This window comes from Tenacibaculum aiptasiae (genome assembly GCF_008806755.1).
In the GTDB taxonomy this organism is placed as follows: Bacteria; Bacteroidota; Bacteroidia; order Flavobacteriales; family Flavobacteriaceae; genus Polaribacter; species Polaribacter aiptasiae.
Genome location: NZ_WAAU01000014.1, coordinates 118368 through 134994 on the forward strand (window position 1 = coordinate 118368; position 16627 = coordinate 134994).

General features: G+C 28.2%; 13 protein-coding genes, 1 tRNA gene and 1 pseudogene. 10 read left to right on the forward strand and 5 right to left on the reverse strand.

Going from position 1 to position 16627, the window contains the following annotated elements; genetic code table 11:
• Positions 1-16: 16 nt before the first annotated feature.
• Positions 17-1426, reverse strand: a complete 1410-nt coding sequence (locus F7018_RS10175) for an MBL fold metallo-hydrolase (protein WP_150899959.1) — start codon at positions 1424-1426, stop codon at positions 17-19.
• Between the two features lie 119 nt (positions 1427-1545).
• Between F7018_RS10175 and F7018_RS10180 the strand changes: the two genes are divergently transcribed.
• From F7018_RS10180 to eptA, 5 genes are all read left to right on the forward strand, one after another.
• Positions 1546-2508, forward strand: coding sequence for an isopenicillin N synthase family dioxygenase (locus F7018_RS10180; RefSeq protein ID WP_150899960.1), 963 nt, complete (start codon positions 1546-1548; stop codon positions 2506-2508).
• 35 nt (positions 2509-2543) lie between these two features.
• Positions 2544-3500 carry a sterol desaturase family protein gene (locus F7018_RS10185; RefSeq protein ID WP_150899961.1) on the forward strand — a complete coding sequence of 319 codons (957 nt, stop codon included), beginning with the start codon at positions 2544-2546 and terminating at the stop codon, positions 3498-3500.
• Between the two features lie 139 nt (positions 3501-3639).
• Positions 3640-3712, forward strand: a tRNA-Met gene (locus F7018_RS10190).
• Positions 3713-4172: 460 nt separating this feature from the next.
• Positions 4173-5018 (forward strand): phosphatase PAP2 family protein, encoded by an 846-nt coding sequence (locus F7018_RS10195; RefSeq protein WP_150899962.1) that lies wholly within the window; start codon positions 4173-4175, stop codon positions 5016-5018.
• Positions 5002-6522 (forward strand): phosphoethanolamine--lipid A transferase EptA, encoded by a 1521-nt coding sequence (eptA, locus tag F7018_RS10200; RefSeq protein ID WP_150899963.1) that lies wholly within the window; start codon positions 5002-5004, stop codon positions 6520-6522. Before F7018_RS10195 ends, eptA begins: the two co-directional genes overlap by 17 nt.
• A 64-nt stretch (positions 6523-6586) precedes the next feature.
• Here eptA and F7018_RS10205 read toward each other — a convergent pair whose 3' ends face one another.
• From F7018_RS10205 to F7018_RS10220, 4 genes are all read right to left on the reverse strand, one after another.
• Positions 6587-9265: a carboxypeptidase-like regulatory domain-containing protein gene (locus F7018_RS10205; RefSeq protein WP_150899964.1), complete on the reverse strand. Its 2679-nt coding sequence runs from the start codon at positions 9263-9265 to the stop codon at positions 6587-6589.
• A gap of 17 nt (positions 9266-9282) precedes the next feature.
• Positions 9283-9990 carry a GLPGLI family protein gene (locus F7018_RS10210; protein WP_150899965.1) on the reverse strand — a complete coding sequence of 236 codons (708 nt, stop codon included), beginning with the start codon at positions 9988-9990 and terminating at the stop codon, positions 9283-9285.
• 71 nt (positions 9991-10061) lie between these two features.
• Entirely contained in the window at positions 10062-10286 is a 225-nt protein-coding gene (locus tag F7018_RS10215) for a hypothetical protein (protein WP_150899966.1), read from the reverse strand.
• A 15-nt stretch (positions 10287-10301) separates the two neighbouring features.
• Positions 10302-10532, reverse strand: a complete 231-nt coding sequence (locus F7018_RS10220) for a hypothetical protein (protein WP_150899967.1) — start codon at positions 10530-10532, stop codon at positions 10302-10304.
• Positions 10533-11111: 579 nt separating this feature from the next.
• Here F7018_RS10220 and F7018_RS10225 point away from each other — a divergent pair.
• The 5 genes and pseudogenes from F7018_RS10225 to F7018_RS10245 all read left to right on the forward strand — a co-directional run.
• Positions 11112-11735: a hypothetical protein gene (locus F7018_RS10225; protein WP_150899968.1), complete on the forward strand. Its 624-nt coding sequence runs from the start codon at positions 11112-11114 to the stop codon at positions 11733-11735.
• Positions 11736-11816: 81 nt separating this feature from the next.
• Positions 11817-13043 (forward strand): gliding motility-associated C-terminal domain-containing protein, encoded by a 1227-nt coding sequence (locus F7018_RS10230; RefSeq protein ID WP_150899969.1) that lies wholly within the window; start codon positions 11817-11819, stop codon positions 13041-13043.
• A gap of 6 nt (positions 13044-13049) precedes the next feature.
• Positions 13050-13967: a PorP/SprF family type IX secretion system membrane protein gene (locus F7018_RS10235; RefSeq protein WP_150899970.1), complete on the forward strand. Its 918-nt coding sequence runs from the start codon at positions 13050-13052 to the stop codon at positions 13965-13967.
• A 15-nt stretch (positions 13968-13982) separates the two neighbouring features.
• Positions 13983-15911, forward strand: coding sequence for an OmpA family protein (locus F7018_RS10240; protein ID WP_150899971.1), 1929 nt, complete (start codon positions 13983-13985; stop codon positions 15909-15911).
• 12 nt (positions 15912-15923) lie between these two features.
• Positions 15924-16627: pseudogene (locus F7018_RS10245) on the forward strand (hypothetical protein); the annotation flags it as partial.

Here is a 16627-nt window from a genome sequence, read left to right on the forward strand (position 1 = left end):
AGCTTTTTTTATTTTGTTAATGACAAAGACAAGTAGGGCAGTTTTTTCTACATTTCTCAAGTGGAATTGTACTTTTTAAAATTTCAGAAAATCCCCCATTAATATTAGTTAATTTAGAGAATCCATGTTGTTTTAAAATTGAAATAGCAATTACCGAACGATATCCGCCAGCACAGTATATAAAATAAGGTTGGTTTTTATCTAGTTTGTTGAATTGACTTTGAATATTACTTAAAGGTAAATGAATAGCTTTTTTAACAGAGTTGTCATTTATTTCTCCAAGACGTCTTACATCAACAAAAGAATTATTTTCAAGTAATTGTAGAGAATCAGCATCTATACAATCAATTGATTCGGTATCGTATTTGCTTTTTAACCAAGAGCTTATTCCTTCTTCTAAATATCCTAAAACATTATCATAACCAATTCTTGCTAATCTAATTACAGTTTCTTCCTCTTTGCCTTTAGGAGCAACGATGATAATAGGCTGATTAATGTCTTTTATAAGTTCTCCAACCCAAGGAGCAAAACTACCTTCTAGTCCAATAAAAATAGAATTAGGAATATGATGTTTTATGAAGTCGCTAGTAGTTCTAACATCTAATATGAGTGCGTTTTTATGAGTTGTATAATCTATAAAATCATCTAAGGAAATAGCTTGAAGACTGTCTTTTATTATTAAATCTATTGGTTTATTAATTTGTTTGTTCATGGAAGCATTTTTCGGAAAATATTGAGGGGGAGTAGATAAACCGTCCAATACTTGTTTAATAAATTCGTCTTTAGATAAGTTAGGGTCTAAAGCATAGTTTACTAATTTTTGATTAGCAAGAGTGTCGTAAGTTTCAGAACTCATATTTTTTCCACAAGCCGAACCTTTACCGTGATTTGGATAGATAATTATATCTTCAGGAAGTGTCATGATTTTATCATGTAAGGAAGAAAATAGTTTACCTGCTAAATCTTCTTTTGAAACATTTGAAGTTACAGCTAAATCAGGTCTACCAACATCGCCTATAAATAAAGTATCACCGGAGAATAAGCAATGTTCTTTGTCGGATTCATCATATAACAGATATGATGAAGATTCTAGAGTATGCCCCGGAGTATGCAGTAAACGTATAGTAGTATTACCAATTTTAAATATCTCATTGTCTTTTCCTTGATAAAATTCAAAATCAGCGATAGCAGTTGGACCATACACAATAGTAGCGTTAGTTGCTTTGGCTAAGTCTACATGACCAGAAACAAAATCGGCATGAAAATGTGTTAAAAAGATGTATTTCAATACAGCTTTATCAGCTTTAAGCATTTCTAAATAAGGAGTTATTTCTCTTAATGGATCTATTATGGCAGCTTCACCGTTTGACGATATATAGTAGGTGGCTTCTGCTAAACATTTGGTATATAACTGTTCGATTTTCACTTGTCAAAAAATTTAATCCAAAGTAACAACGAATGCTTGTGTTGTAACATGATAATTATCATGCTTTAATTGATGAGTGTTAAGTTTATTTGTAGCCTGATAATTAATATAAATACGAAGTGGAGAAAAACGAAATTAAAAGAGTTGATTATTTAGATTTTATATCAACAGATGAGAATAAGAGGAAGCAGTTTATTAAGGATTTTGGTGATTCATTTTCTAATATGGGATTTGCAATAGTTGCGAATCATGGTGTATCAACAGACTTAAAAAAAGATTTATACGATACCATCGAAACTTTTTTTGCATTGCCAGATGAAACTAAAAAACAATTTGAAAACGAAGAGTTTGCTGGGCAACGTGGATATATTTCTAAAAACAAAGAAAGTGCAAAAGGACAGAGTGTACCTGATTTAAAAGAGTTTTTTCATATTGGTCAAGAAGTAGAAGCGATTAATGAATTTAATTATCCAGAAAACATCTGGCCAGAAAATATGCCTGAATTTAAAGAAAAGGGCTTAGAAGTTTTTAAAACCTTAGAAAATACAGGGAAAAATTTATTAAAAGCAATTGCTCTATATTTAGAATTACCAGAAGATTATTTTAGTGATAAAATAAAAAATGGAAATAGTATTTTGCGTTTATTACATTATTATCCATTATCAGAAGAGGCTATAGCAAAACATAAGGATTCTGTAAGAGCAGCCGCTCATGGAGATATTAACTTAATAACATTATTAATGGGAGCAAGCGCTGAAGGGTTGCAAGCACAAACTTTAGCAGGAGAATGGATAGATGTGATGCCAGCTCCAGACGAGATAGTGATTAATGTAGGGGATATGTTGGCACGTTTAACTAATAACAAATTAAGGTCAACGATACATCAAGTGGTAAATCCAACCAATTTGGATAAATTAAAAAAGCCAAGATACTCAACACCATTCTTTTTACATCCTAATCCAAATATGGATTTAACTTGTTTAGAAAGTTGTATTACTACTGAAGCACCAAAACAATATGAAGATATGACAGCAGGAGAGTTTTTAACAGAGCGTTTAGTTGAGTTGGGATTAAAAAAATAGTGATTGAAAAGAAGGAGAATTGAAATATGTAGTAGATGTTAGATTATATTATTAATATCATTCAGAAAGGGCTTAATATGCCCTTTTCTTATTTCCAGAACCCAAGTAAGAGAATTTATATCTTGTACTTATTTACTGCTATGCTTCTAGCTCTTTATACCTTTAAAAAAATAAAACCTAAAGTAAATTTTGTTCAATATTTACTTCCTAAAAAAATATGGTTTAGCAGTTCAGCTTTTATTGATTACTATTTAATCTTTATTAATAGCTTTATTAAGTTATTATGCATAGCTCCGTATTTGATATATGGACTTTATATTGCTTTTTATACTAATGAGTTTTTAATCAATCAATTTGGGTACCCTAAAATGGCTATAAATAGCATTAAAATTCTATTGCTTTATACATTTACACTAACCATACTTAATGATTTTTTTAGCTTTTTAATACACTATGCAATGCATAAGATCCCTTTTTTATGGGAGTTTCATAAAATTCATCATTCAGCAACTAGTTTAACGCCAATTACACAATACAGGCTTCATCCTGTAGAATTGATTATAAATAATATTAGAGGGATTATTATTTTTGGACTAACAACTGGTTTTTTCGAATTTCTGTCAGGTAACGCTGTTCATAAAGTCATGTTTTTAGGAGCGAATATTTTTAGTTTTTTCTTCTTCGTTTTTGGAGCAAATTTAAGACACTCTCATGTGAGATTTACTTATTTTAATTGGTTAGAGTATATTTTTATTAGTCCTTTTCAACATCAAATTCATCATAGTAATAATGAGAATCATTTTAATAAAAATATGGGTGCCAAACTTGCTATTTGGGACTGGATGTTTGGTACTCTAGTGCGTTCAGAAGAAATTAAAAAAGTAAAGTTTGGATTGGGGTTAAAAGATGATGAAAATTACAATACATTAACTAAGAATCTCTATAAACCATTTTCAAATTTATGGCAAAAATTAAAGAAAGCTTTTTACTAGAGTTTTTTTATAAAGGTATTATTTTGGTAAATATACCTTATAAATGCTTGTTTTTAATGGTTTTCCATATTTTGTCTGAGAAAAGTAAAATTATATTAGGAATTAAAGAATAAAAAGCTGTATATTTGCAACCGCAAATCGCGGGATAGAGCAGTAGGTAGCTCGTCGGGCTCATAACCCGAAGGTCACAGGTTCGAGTCCTGTTCCCGCTACAAGTTTAAAAACGGTTCGTACACACGAACCGTTTTTTTTATGCTGTTAATTCTTTACTCTATCAAGATGTATATGAGAAAGTGCATGTTTTCCTGTGAAATTAAATTATTCAGAATCAAAAAAATATAGGAAGTGTAGCTATTGCTATGTGATTTAAAACTTTAAGATCAAGAAAAAAAGCTGCTTTTAATAAACCTTGGTATAATTATTATTCTTTTAGAAAGCTAAAAAAGAAAGTTAGAAAGGTAACTAAATATAAATACAGGGATAAATAAGTTAAAAACTAAACGTGACAATTTTCAGTTGAATAAGAATGTTTTAGGGATTTCGTTGAAAAAACAATCTAACTCATAGAATAAATTAAGATAAACAATATTACAGGATTACTTTTGGTGTAAGAATATTAGATGTTTGAGCAAAAAATTATTTCAAACGACTAAAGAAAAGATTTATTTTTTGATGAACTCAAACTTAAATAACAAAGTAATTTATAATTTTTTTAATGTAAAATTACACTTATTAATTCCTTCTTTTATATTACTTTTTTTATTGTTTTCTTTTATCAATTATATAGGGGAGGAATTTACTACTACATATATTAATGTTCAAAAAGATTTATTTTTTTATCTTAATCATAGTTTGTCTAAATTTCCAAATTTACAATTCAATCTAACTCAATTAGGTGATGTTTTAGTGTTTTTTCCATTTATAGCTTTTTTCATTGTTAATGCTCCTAAACTTTGGGAAGCACTTTTAACTTCATCAATAATATCATTATTAGTATCGTTTACATTAAAAAAACTATTTGCTGTACCAAGACCAGCTGCAATGTTTGATAATGATAGTTTTGTAATTGTAGGTAAAACTCTTTCAGGACAAACATCTTTACCATCAGGACACTCAATAGCTACATTTATTGTAATAACTACATTGTTATTTGCCTTTATGCCTAAAAAAAGTATGCATAAAATAATTTGGTCTTCTTGTGTTGTTTTTTTGGGTTTGATTATTTCTTTTTCAAGAGTTGGTGTAGGTGCTCATTATCCACTTGATGTATTATTTGGTTCTGCAATTGGTTATATAATAGCAATTTTAGGTATTAAGTTTAATAATAAGGTGAATTGGTTGTCTTGTATTAAAAACAAAAAATATTACCCAGTCTTTATATTAATTTTAATAATTTGGACGGTTCTAATTACTAAGAAAATATTAGAAAATAACTTACTTGTATTCTATGTTTCATTAGTGTCTTTAGTTATAACATTGTCCTTAATTATAAGATTATCTTATGTCAAAAAAAATTAAACTAAATTATTTCATTTTAATAGTAAGTTTTATAAATCTAATACTATATCAATTCCCTTTTTTTAAGTTTGTTATCAATAATATAGATGCTAAAAGTTTTAATGGTGTTTTTTTAATATTTAGCTTAATAATAGCAATGATATTTTTAAATGCTTTGGTTTTTTACATTATCATGTTTTTGCTTCGATCTATAGGTAAATGGTTGTTGATTTTAACTCTAAACATTAGTGCTATTTGTGTATATTTTATAAATACTTATGGTGTTATTATTGATAAAACAATGATAGGTAATGTTTTCAATACTAGATTTGAGGAATCTAGCAGTTTTTTTTCTATTGGTTTAATTGCTTACCTTCTTTTTTTAGGAATAATTCCAAGTGTTTTTGTATATAAAATTAAAGTTATATATGTAAGTTTTAAAAAATTTTTAATGACCGTATTTTTAACTTTGATTTTTCTTTTGTCACTTGTTTATGCTTCTTCTTCAAGCTGGTTATGGATAGATAAACATTCAAAAACTTTAGGAGGGCTGGTTATGCCATGGTCATACATAGTTAATACGAACAGATTTTTTTATCATAAAAAACAAGAAAACGAACAGCAAATATTATTACCAGATGCTAAAATTGAGAATAATCAAAAATCTGTGGTTGTTCTTGTGATTGGTGAATCTGCAAGGAGTCAAAATTTTTCGTTATATGGCTATGAAAAAGATACAAATCCATTATTATCTAAAATTAAAAATGTACAAAGTTTCAAAGCTGAATCTTGTGCAACTTACACAACAGCGGGAGTTAAATGTATTTTAGAATACAAAAACACGGGTAAACTATTTGAAATATTACCCAATTACTTGTTTAGAAATGATGTTGATGTTGTTTGGCGAACTACAAATTGGGGAGAGCCAACAGTTAAAATTAAAAACTATCAAGGAAAAAAAGATTTAAAAAAAATATGTGAAGGTGCTGGATGTGAATATGATGAAGTATTACTTGCAGGTTTGAAAGAACAAATATTAACAAGTAAAAAGAATAAAATACTGGTAGTATTACATACAAGTACTAGTCATGGTCCAACATATTCAAAAAAACACCCGCCAGAGTTTAATAAATTTATACCAGTATGTAATAGTGTAGAGTTATCGAAATGTAGTGAAGAAGAACTAATAAATGCATACGATAATACAATTGTTTATACCGATTATATTTTGGCTTCATTAATTGAAGAATTAAAATTATTAAAAGATTATAATTCGTCTATGATATACATTTCAGATCATGGTGAGTCTTTAGGAGAAAATAACTTGTATATGCATGGAATACCAAAAAGTATAGCTCCTAAAGAGCAAGTTAATATTCCTTTTATTACATGGGTTTCTGATAATTCTAGAAAATTGAAAGAAAATGAAATGCTATCACAACATAATATTTTTCATAGTGTGTTAGATTTCCTATCTATAGAGAGTCCTATTTATGATGAGAATATGAGTATTTATGAAAAATAAGAAATTTATAATAATCCTGTTAACGAAGTGTTGTTTTTTATTTAAAATATTATATATGTAAATGTTATAATTTGTAACTTATTTTTAATAGTAAAATTCTAGGTAAAATAAACTTTCTATTATCTGAGATTAAAAAATCATTGAAAGAGCTGTTTCTGATAAATTGATTATCGAATAAGTTGTTTGCAGTAATTTCTATTCCCCAAGGACTATTTTCTTTCTGATAAAACAAAGAAGTATTTAGTATATCATTTCGATTGGTACTATTTATATTTTTGTTTTTAAAGTCTCGAAAATTATAATTTAGGTTAAAAATAAAATCATCCCAAAAATCATATTCTATGTTCAAATTAATGAAATCATTTTCAAATTTAGATAAGGAGCCTTGACTTTTGTAATTATTAAATTCTTTTTTATAATTGACACTAAAATTTGGAAACTTTAAAAAATTAGTTTTAACACTTGTATTAAAACTAAAGCTTTCTGATTTATTTTTAAAAATTTCATTATTAAGCTGTTGTAGATAATTTAAAAAAGTAGTATTTACTCCTAATGAAATTTTATAATCTCCATAGCGTTTATTTATATTGCCCGAAAAATTAATACTTTCATCAGAATTATCTAACAATATAGGTTGTGTAATAAAATTAATTCCCTCTAAATTATTCCTGTTCTTTACTCCTTTTTCATTTTTTCTATAGCGCAAATTAAAGTTATAATTTAATTTTTTGAACAAACTGAATTTATAGTAATAAATACTAGCTTGGTGGTATAATTCATTTTCTAATGTTGGGTTACCAATATAGATACTATTGAAGTTTGTTAACGTAAAACTGTTTAACAATTTAGTTAGTGAAGGAAACCTAACTTTTCTATTATATTTAATATTTATTTTCTCACTTCTTTTTAAATCTATTTTAATAGATAGTTCAGGGAGTATATAGTTTTTTTGAAGTCGTAAGTTTTGATTGTTTTGTTTTGTTTTCCTTTGATAATTATGAAAAAATATACCCGGTTTAAAAGTAAATTTTCCTTTTTGAAATTTCAGATGAGATCCGATATAGAAATTATTAAAATTAAAATCAATATCATTCCCAAAATTTGAAGAATTAAAATCATTTACAGTACCATCTGAAACTTTTTGAAATTCATTTGTATAGTATTTATCGTTAAAAAATTGACTCCCCCCAGTTGTATATAAATGGACAAAGTTTCCTAAAACCCAATAATGTTTTAATAGCGCTGAAAAATTTAAAGAAGAAGTTTCTTTGTTTTTAAAAATACTGTAGGATGAATCATTTATTATTGGAATAATGCTTTGAAAAATATTATTATTAGTATTCCAATTAACTAAAGTTTCTCCTTTACCATAATTAAAGTTAGCTATAGAAGTAAATGTGTGATTTTTAGATAAACTTTTGTGCCACTCTATATCTTGTTTAAAGTCTATATTGTTTGCATGAGATAAAGTATTGATATAATTTGTTGTACCATTAAGGGTACTTATATTTTTTATTGAGTTTATATTGTCTGAGCTTTTTAAAAAAGAATTAACTTTTAGCTTACCTCCATCTTTTTGTTTTCTTTCAATTCCTATTTTAGTAATAATAAAGTCATTAATTGGATTGTTAGTAGTTGTTCTTTTTTCAATCAAGTTACTTTCATTAATATATTCATTTATATTCTGAGATTCTAACTCATTATCACTCTTTGAATATATAGAATAACCTATTAAATCTGTACTACTATTAATTGAATAATTAAGACTTGCTCCACCAAAAATATGATTACTATTTTTAAAATCTTGGTTTGTTAAAAATTGAGAAAAATCATCATTTAGTTTAGAGAAATAAGCTTTAGGGTCTAGTAATATTTTTTTATAACCTCCTTCAAAATCTAAATAGTCTTTAAAAGTAAAAGATTTTTTACCAGTATTATTGACATCACCAATTAAGTTAATACTTGTTTTAGGACTATAGTAGAATATACTTGGATGAATTAAGTGTCTTTTAGATAAACCAATACCTGATCCGGCTTCAATATCTCCAAACCAAAAGTTTTTTTTATCTTCTTTTAGCTTTATATTCATGGCCATGTCATTTGAATCTTCAAGACCTTTAAGAAGCGCAACATCATTATAATTATCCAATACTTCTACTTGATTTATTGCATCTGCTGGGATATTATTTACAGCTAATTTACTATCGCCTGTAAAAAATTGTTTATTCTCTACAAGGACTTTAGTAACTCTTTTACCTTGTACAGTTACATTTCCTGCTTTATCAACTTCAACTCCTGGAAGTTTTTTTAAAACGTCTTTTAGTTTGCGTTCTTCTCCAGTTGCGAACTTTTCTATTTTATATATTATTGTATCTTTTTTTACAATGATTGGAGGAGTATATTTAATGCTTACTTCGTCTAATTTTTCTGTTTCTATGTCAAGTTTAAAATTTAAGATACTGTCTTTACTAAATTTGGAACGTATTGTTTTAGGTTTAAATCCTAAGTAATTTGCAGTAATAATATAATACCTGTTTTTTTTTAATTTAAAGTTAAAGTTTCCCTTTTCATCAGATACTGAATAAGACGAAAACTCAGAATTATTACTGTCTGCTATAATGGTTGCATAAGGAAGTAAGTTATTATCCGAATCACTAACCTTTCCTTTTAATTTTATGATTTGAGAGTTTAAGCTTAAGGTAAATAAAAAAAATCTTAAAAAGAATTTCTTTTTTTTGTTCATGTCAAAATGAGAGGGTGTTATTTTTTATTAGTATAATCTAAAAAATATTTGTAAATCAATTTGTTGAACTCATCATGATTTACTTTTTTTCCTTTAATAGGTTTCCTTATTTTAAAAGCTTGTTTTTTGAGGTTGATTTTTTTTGCGATTAGGTAAAAACTGCCATTAAGTGATTCTAAAACTAAACCAGGTAATCCATCAAACCCAGAAGGACCAAAAGGTATTGGTAAACTCGGAGTATACCATACTTCTATTTTATTTTCTATTGTTTTTTTTCTGATTGGACTATATTCAGTAAAGGTACCTATTGCTTTATAGCATATATACCCTAAAATTTTTTTTGATTCACTTTTTAATAATTTCCATTTATACTTGTTGAATTTTTCATTTACTAAATATAAATCTCCAAAATCTTCAACTTGCCAAAATCTTTCGTTTGTTGCTAAGTTTTTATAATGAATTCCTTTTCCTCCTCCTTTACTTATAAATCTTTTATTTGTTTCATAACCGTCATGGTCTATCTTTTTTATATATTCAAATCTTGATTCGTTATGGTTAGATAGTAGCTTATATTCTAAATTTCTTAATAATCTAGGAGCAGAATTAGTAGAATCTTTATAGTTCTTATATGCTTTGTTATATATAACTTCTACAGCTTTGTAATTCTGAGAAAAAATATTTCCCCAAAAAAAGAAAAAAATGAATGTTAATTTGATGTATTTCATTTTTTGTTATTTTAATAAGTTATTAAAATAAGTGTGAAGTATATTTATATTAATACCTCACACTAAAATAATTAAAGAAATACTGGGTCAGCAATATTGCCATCAGTTTCCGTACACATATCATAATAATCTAAGGCGGCGCTCAGGTATTCAGCTTCGCCCCATGTTCCTCCATAATGCATAAGTTCTTGGCCAGCTGCATCCATAGCATATTCATAACAGTTTTGAGTTATAGCTCTTATTGTGCTAATACTGAAAATCGACAGTAAGAAAGCACTTATTATTGTTTTTTTCATATTTAATTTTTTTGGTTATAAAAACACTGGACTTTCTATATTTCCTCCATTTTCTTCACACATTTCTCTATAATCAAGCATAGCTTGAAAAGTATCATAAAAATTTGTATACCCGTAGTAATCTGACTCAGCAACAGCAGCATCAATTGCATATTGTTTGCAATCCTGAATGTTGAGATTAGAAGAGAAACTACTAAAAGATAATAAAGATAATACCATCAATAAAAATAATTTTTTCATAATCATATATTTTTAATTTCACCTACTCTATTCAAGGTTTTTCGGTTTACACCTATTTGTTGCGCAACAAATATTTTCGACTTTTTAAGTTCGTTTTATAAAATAGAGTGGGATAAATATAGAGTAGAGATAAAAGAATTTTTAGAAAGCAATTTTTCAGATAATAATTCTTGAATATTTGACTAAGGTATGTATAATTTTCTGAAAATCAAAAAGATGTGTTTGGGTTTTGTCGCTGTAAATATCTCAGAAAGTAATTTAATGTATAGGTAAAAGTGGCGTTTATGCCTTATTTTATAATTTGATTAAACATTTTTAGGTATGTAACATTTTACTAGATTTTTAAATAATAAAAGAGTATTGTTTTCATAAAATAAAAAGTGTTTTACATGCTCATGATTAGGTTTTTCCTTAGGGAAATAGCATTGTTATAATGTTTTAAAAACTTTAAAATCAAGTTTAAGGGTTTTTCCCCTAAATTTTAATTTATTTTTAAAAAAAGTGTACGAATACAGAAAAAAATGTATTTTTGCCGCAAGAGTACTATTTCCCCCCTCAGTTTAATAACAATTATTGTCATTAAATATGAGGAATTATGTCTTTATATTAGTATTCTTGTTTTCTGCTTCAGATTCGTTTTCCATAATTGGAGGACAAATTTTTTCACAAAACAAATCTTCAAAATTAGATGTAACATCGTTTACTAACGATACTGTTGCTTCAAAAGTAAAATTAATTGAAGCTACAGAAGCATCAACATTCATTAATAATAACCTAAAAAATGTATTCGCTTTTTCTAATAGTATAACTAAGGAGTTTTCTTATTGGAAGAAAGCAAAATACATTAAAGTTGACCATAATTATGATATTCTAACATTAAAGTCTATAGCTAATGTTTTTTTTAATTTAAAAAAGAAAGCATTCGCATATATAGATGAAAAAGAGAATATTATCAATATTAATTCATCAAAAGTAATCACCAACACTATAACCTTACCTAAACAGAATTTCCACGATTCTTTAGTGATTACAACTTTTGGGAAAATGATGGCTTTGAATACCTTAAATCAAAGTGTTTTTCCATACATATCCAGAGTACACTTAACATACCGCCAGTACTTTTTCTCCACTCCTGTACATGCTTTGTTAAAAAAGAGAAATGACAAAGATTCCCTGTTTAATAAGCTAATGTTTAACACAAATAGCTAACCTGATGTTTAAGAAATAACAGAATGGTTAAAGGGAAAACCAATTCTGTGTTTCAAAATTTAATTCACTAAAAAAAGAAGAATGAAGAAACTGAGTATGGTCATTATAATTATGGTGTTTATTCGTAGCACTTATAGTTTTGGGCAAACAATTAACGAAGGAGATTTATACGTTACTCCAAACACAACAATTTCATTAGTTAATGATTTTGAAAATACGAATACAGGCAACTTCGTAAATGAAGGAGAGATGTATGTTTATGCAAATTTTAAAAATGACGGTCTTGTCGATTTTTTAACTCCTAATGGTACGGCTAATTTTATTGGTGCCAATGTACAACAAATATCAGGAAGTGAAGTAAGTCGTTTTAATAATGTATTATTTAATAATACATCTAATGCAACTCCATTTCAATTATCAGGAAGATTAAATGTATACAATGAAGCAGATTTTTCATCTGGTATTGTTGATAACACAAATTTTAATGGTACGATAACTTTTGAACAAAACGCAACGCATACTAATACTTCCAATACTAGTCATGTTGATGGTTATGTGCATAAAGAAGGAGATACGGAATTTGAGTTTCCTGTAGGAGATAAAAACTTTTACAGAGCTTCAAAAATATCAGCACCTCTTAATACTAGAGAGGTTATTAAATCTAAATATTTCTTAGAAAACAGTAACACATTATATCCACACAACTTAAAAGTTGGTGTAATTAAATATATCGATACAAATGAGTATTGGGAAATTACACAAGAAAACGGAAATTCTAATGTAATTGTTACGCTTACTTGGAATAACAATACAACTTCTTCTACTATTACACAAGCAACTTCAAAAACGGCTATACATATAGTTCGTTGGGATCCTACACAGGGGTTTTGGGTAGATGAAGGTGGAATTGTAGATGAACTTACAAATTCGGTAACAACAGTTTCAGAAGCTACAGGTTATGGAGTCTTTGCATTAGCACTAGTTAAAGAAGAGCTAATACTGCCAGGTGGTTGTTTAACAGTATACAATGGGTTGAGTACTAATGATGATGGTAAAAATGATGTTTTAGAGTTTAACTGTATAGAAAATTACCCAGATAACACAGTTAAGATATTCAATAAATCAGGAGTCAAAATATTTGAAACTAAAGGGTACAATAATAAAGACAAATCATTTAGAGGATACTCGGATGGAAGGCTAACTCTAAACCGAAATGACAGGCTACCAAAAGGAACATACTATTACATTTTAGAATATAAATACAATTCTGAAATGGTGAAAAGAGCAGGATACTTATTTATAAACTAATTAATTATGAAGGATTTTAAAGTAATTATTGTGTTGCTTGTTTTGTTAGCTAATTACTCAATGTATTCTCAACAAGACTCACAGTTTACACAATATATGTATAATACCATTTCTATAAATCCAGCTTATGCAGGAACAAGAAATGTATTAAGTATTAATGCGCTACACAGGTCGCAATGGCAAGGAATACCGGGGGCACCAATAACGCAAACATTATCTATTAATACTCCAATGGGAGAAAGAACCGGACTAGGTTTATCTGTATATAGAGAAGAAATAGGACCGTCGGTAGAAACATCTTTTGCAGCAGATTTATCTTATATACTGCCTTTAAACGATTATGATTTAAATTTTGCTTTTGGATTAAAAGGAGGACTACATATTATAGATGTAGATTATTCTAAATTAAATATTAAAAATCCGATAGATGAACCTTTCCAAAACAATCTAAGAGAAACTTCACCTGTAGTTGGAGTTGGAGGGTATTTATATACAGAAAAATGGTATGTAGGTTTATCGGTACCTAATCTACTTTATACGAAGCATTATAAAAATTCATCAACCTCCAATGTTGCAAAAACACAACATTTTTACTTAACAGGGGGGTATGTTTTTGAACTAACAGATAATTTAAAATTTAAACCTGCAACACTTTTTAAAGTAACAAATGGAGCACCATTAGTGGTAGACTTATCAACTAATTTTTTAATCAATGAAAAGGTTACGCTAGGAGCATCGTATAGATTGAGTGCTGCGATAAGTGCTTTAGTAGGTGTGCAAATATCAAACTCTTTATTTATGGGATATGCCTATGACTATGACACTACTGATATTGGAAATTACAATTCTGGTTCTCATGAAGTATTTCTAAGGTACGAATTCTTCAAAAAAGTACAAGGAAAGGTTTCTCCAAGATTCTTTTAATTAAAAAAATATCTAATGAAATATAACAATACTATAACCTTATTCACAATTGCTTTTTTTATGTTATTAGGAGTAACAGCTCAAGAAAAAGAATTAAAAAAGGCAAATGAAGAATATCAAAACTCTGCTTACAAAGATGCTGCAAAGGCATATTTAAAAGTCGTTAAGTCTGGGAATGAATCATCGGAGGTGTTATTAAAATTAGGAAATGCCTATTATTTTAATGCAGATTATTCAAAGGCTGCCACGTGGTATGAAAAATTATATAGCACTAAAGATGCACAAGAAGATCAAAGTTACTTATTAAGATACTCGCAATCTTTAAGAGCTATTGGAGAAAAACAACAAGCAGAAAAAATTTATAATGAATTTTTAAAGGTTTCAGGTTCTTTAGACAAAAATCTAAAAAACAGTGAAGATTATCTGAATATTATTGAGTTAAACTCTAATCGATACAAATTAGATTCTTTAGAGATGATAAACTCAAAGTATATGGATTATGGTGCTTTTTTAAGAAACGACACCTTATACTTTTCATCAGCCAGAAATACTAGAACTAGTATTGGTAGAATAGATGCTTGGGATAATGAACGTTTTTTAGATATCTATACAGCTGTTTTAGACCCAAAAACTAATCATTATTCAAAGCCAAAACAGCTTAAAGGAGCTGTAAATTCTAAATACCATGAATCATCAGCTGTTGTTACAAAAGATGGTAAAACCATGTACTTCACAAAATCTAATAATACACCTTTAGATAAAAATAGTAAGATAGCAAGGTTGAAAATTTACCGAGCTACAAAAGGTGCTAATGGAAATTGGGGAAATATTGAAGACTTAACCATTAATGGCGATAGTTATTCAACAGCACATCCAGCGTTATCTCCAAACGAGAAGATACTTTATTATGTTTCAGATATGCCAGGTTCTTATGGAGAAACGGATATTTATTCAGTAGATATTTATAATCAAGGAACGCTAGGGAAGCCTAAAAACTTAGGACCTAAAGTGAATACAAAAGGAAGAGAGTCTTTTCCGTTTATAACTTCAAAATATGAGTTGTATTTCTCGTCAGATGGACATTTTGGATTAGGAGGTTATGATGTGTTTTATTTCGATTTAGCATCTAGAAGACAACAATTAATAAATGTTGGAAAGCCTATTAATAGTTCAAAAGACGATTATGCTTTTTCGATAAATAATGCTAACAAAAAAGGTTTTTTGAGTTCAGATAGGTCTGGAGTAGATAACATTTACAAGTTTACAGAGATAATTCCTATAAGAGAGGTTATAGAATATGATTTAGAAGGTGTTATCATAGATCAAGAAACCAATAAGCCAATTGCTGGTGTAGTAGTTACAGTTACTGATACAGATGGAAAAATTCAATCGAAAGGAGTAACAGATGCCAATGGTAAGTTTAGTTTAAGAGTAAGTAAGTTTAAACCTAATATTCTAAAGGCAGAAAACGACAACTATGTTTTTACAGACAAGTTTATTCCAGAACAATATGATGGAGGAAATATCCGATTAGAATTAAAGAAAAAGAAGGTTGAGGTTAAAAATGATGAAGACTTCAAAAGGATTTTAAACACCAGAATTTACTACGATTATAACAAAGCTAACATCAGAAAAGATGCAATAGCCAAGTTAGAAAAACTCATTGAATTTTTACAAAAACACAGAGAAGTCAGCTTAGAAATTAAATCCTATGCAGATAGTAGAGGTCGTCCAGAATACAATTTAAAATTATCTGATAAGCGAACTCAAAAAGTAATAGAATTTATAGAAAAAAGAGGGGTTAACAAGAGTCGATTAATTGGTAAAGGTTATGGAGAAACAGAGCCAGTAATTGATTGTCAATACCCAAAAAAATGTTCTCAAAAAGAGTATCAGTTGAACAGGAGAACGGAATTCCAAATAATAAAAAAACAAAAAAAATAAACTTTTATAATTATGAAAAAACAAGTACAAATATTAGCCCTTCTAATTGGAAGTAGTATCTACGGACAAGTAGGTATTGGTACTGTAGCACCAAATAAATCGGCTCAATTAGAAATTGTATCAAATAACAAAGGGTTATTGATACCTAAAGTGGCTTTAACATCGTTAACAGATACTTCAACAATAACTTCTGGAAATGTAGAAGGACTTACTGTTTATAACACTTCAGTTGTGTCTGGATTACAACAAGGATACTATTATTGGCTTAATAATAAGTGGAATAGATTAGTAACTGCAGATGAGGTTAATACCTTAACTCACAATACAACAAATGTTAGTTTAACAAAAGATGGAACGGATTTAAAGCTTACTGATTCGGATGGAAATAGTGTTAGTGTTCCTTTAACTGATATTACAGGTGGGGTTGTAGATACCAATACAACTAATACAAGTTTTGCTGTTGTTGGAACAAATTTAGTAATTACAGACAGTGCAGGGAATACTGTGAGTACACCCTTAGCAACTATTGCAGCAGGTGTAAATACAGATGATCAAACGATAACAAATTTTAGTATCGTAGGAAATAATTTAAGCATTACCTTAGAAAATGGAAATACCGCGACTGTACCATTAGCTACTATTGCTGCGGGTGTGAATACAGATGATCAAACAATTACAGATTTTAGTATTTCAGGAACAGATTTAAGCATTACGTT

What these genes read in the sequence shown, in the direction of transcription:
- F7018_RS10185 (WP_150899961.1), top strand. Translation starts at nt 2,544, where the DNA reads ATGTTAGATTATATTATTAATATCATTCAGAAAGGGCTTAATATGCCC.
- F7018_RS10240 (WP_150899971.1), top strand. Translation starts at nt 13,983, where the DNA reads ATGAAATATAACAATACTATAACCTTATTCACAATTGCTTTTTTTATG.
- F7018_RS10235 (WP_150899970.1), top strand. Translation starts at nt 13,050, where the DNA reads ATGAAGGATTTTAAAGTAATTATTGTGTTGCTTGTTTTGTTAGCTAAT.
- F7018_RS10215 (WP_150899966.1), bottom strand. Translation starts at nt 10,286, where the DNA reads ATGAAAAAAACAATAATAAGTGCTTTCTTACTGTCGATTTTCAGTATT.
- F7018_RS10220 (WP_150899967.1), bottom strand. Translation starts at nt 10,532, where the DNA reads ATGATTATGAAAAAATTATTTTTATTGATGGTATTATCTTTATTATCT.
- F7018_RS10225 (WP_150899968.1), top strand. Translation starts at nt 11,112, where the DNA reads ATGAGGAATTATGTCTTTATATTAGTATTCTTGTTTTCTGCTTCAGAT.
- F7018_RS10230 (WP_150899969.1), top strand. Translation starts at nt 11,817, where the DNA reads ATGAAGAAACTGAGTATGGTCATTATAATTATGGTGTTTATTCGTAGC.
- F7018_RS10205 (WP_150899964.1), bottom strand. Translation starts at nt 9,265, where the DNA reads ATGAACAAAAAAAAGAAATTCTTTTTAAGATTTTTTTTATTTACCTTA.
- F7018_RS10210 (WP_150899965.1), bottom strand. Translation starts at nt 9,990, where the DNA reads ATGAAATACATCAAATTAACATTCATTTTTTTCTTTTTTTGGGGAAAT.
- eptA (WP_150899963.1), top strand. Translation starts at nt 5,002, where the DNA reads ATGTCAAAAAAAATTAAACTAAATTATTTCATTTTAATAGTAAGTTTT.
- F7018_RS10195 (WP_150899962.1), top strand. Translation starts at nt 4,173, where the DNA reads ATGAACTCAAACTTAAATAACAAAGTAATTTATAATTTTTTTAATGTA.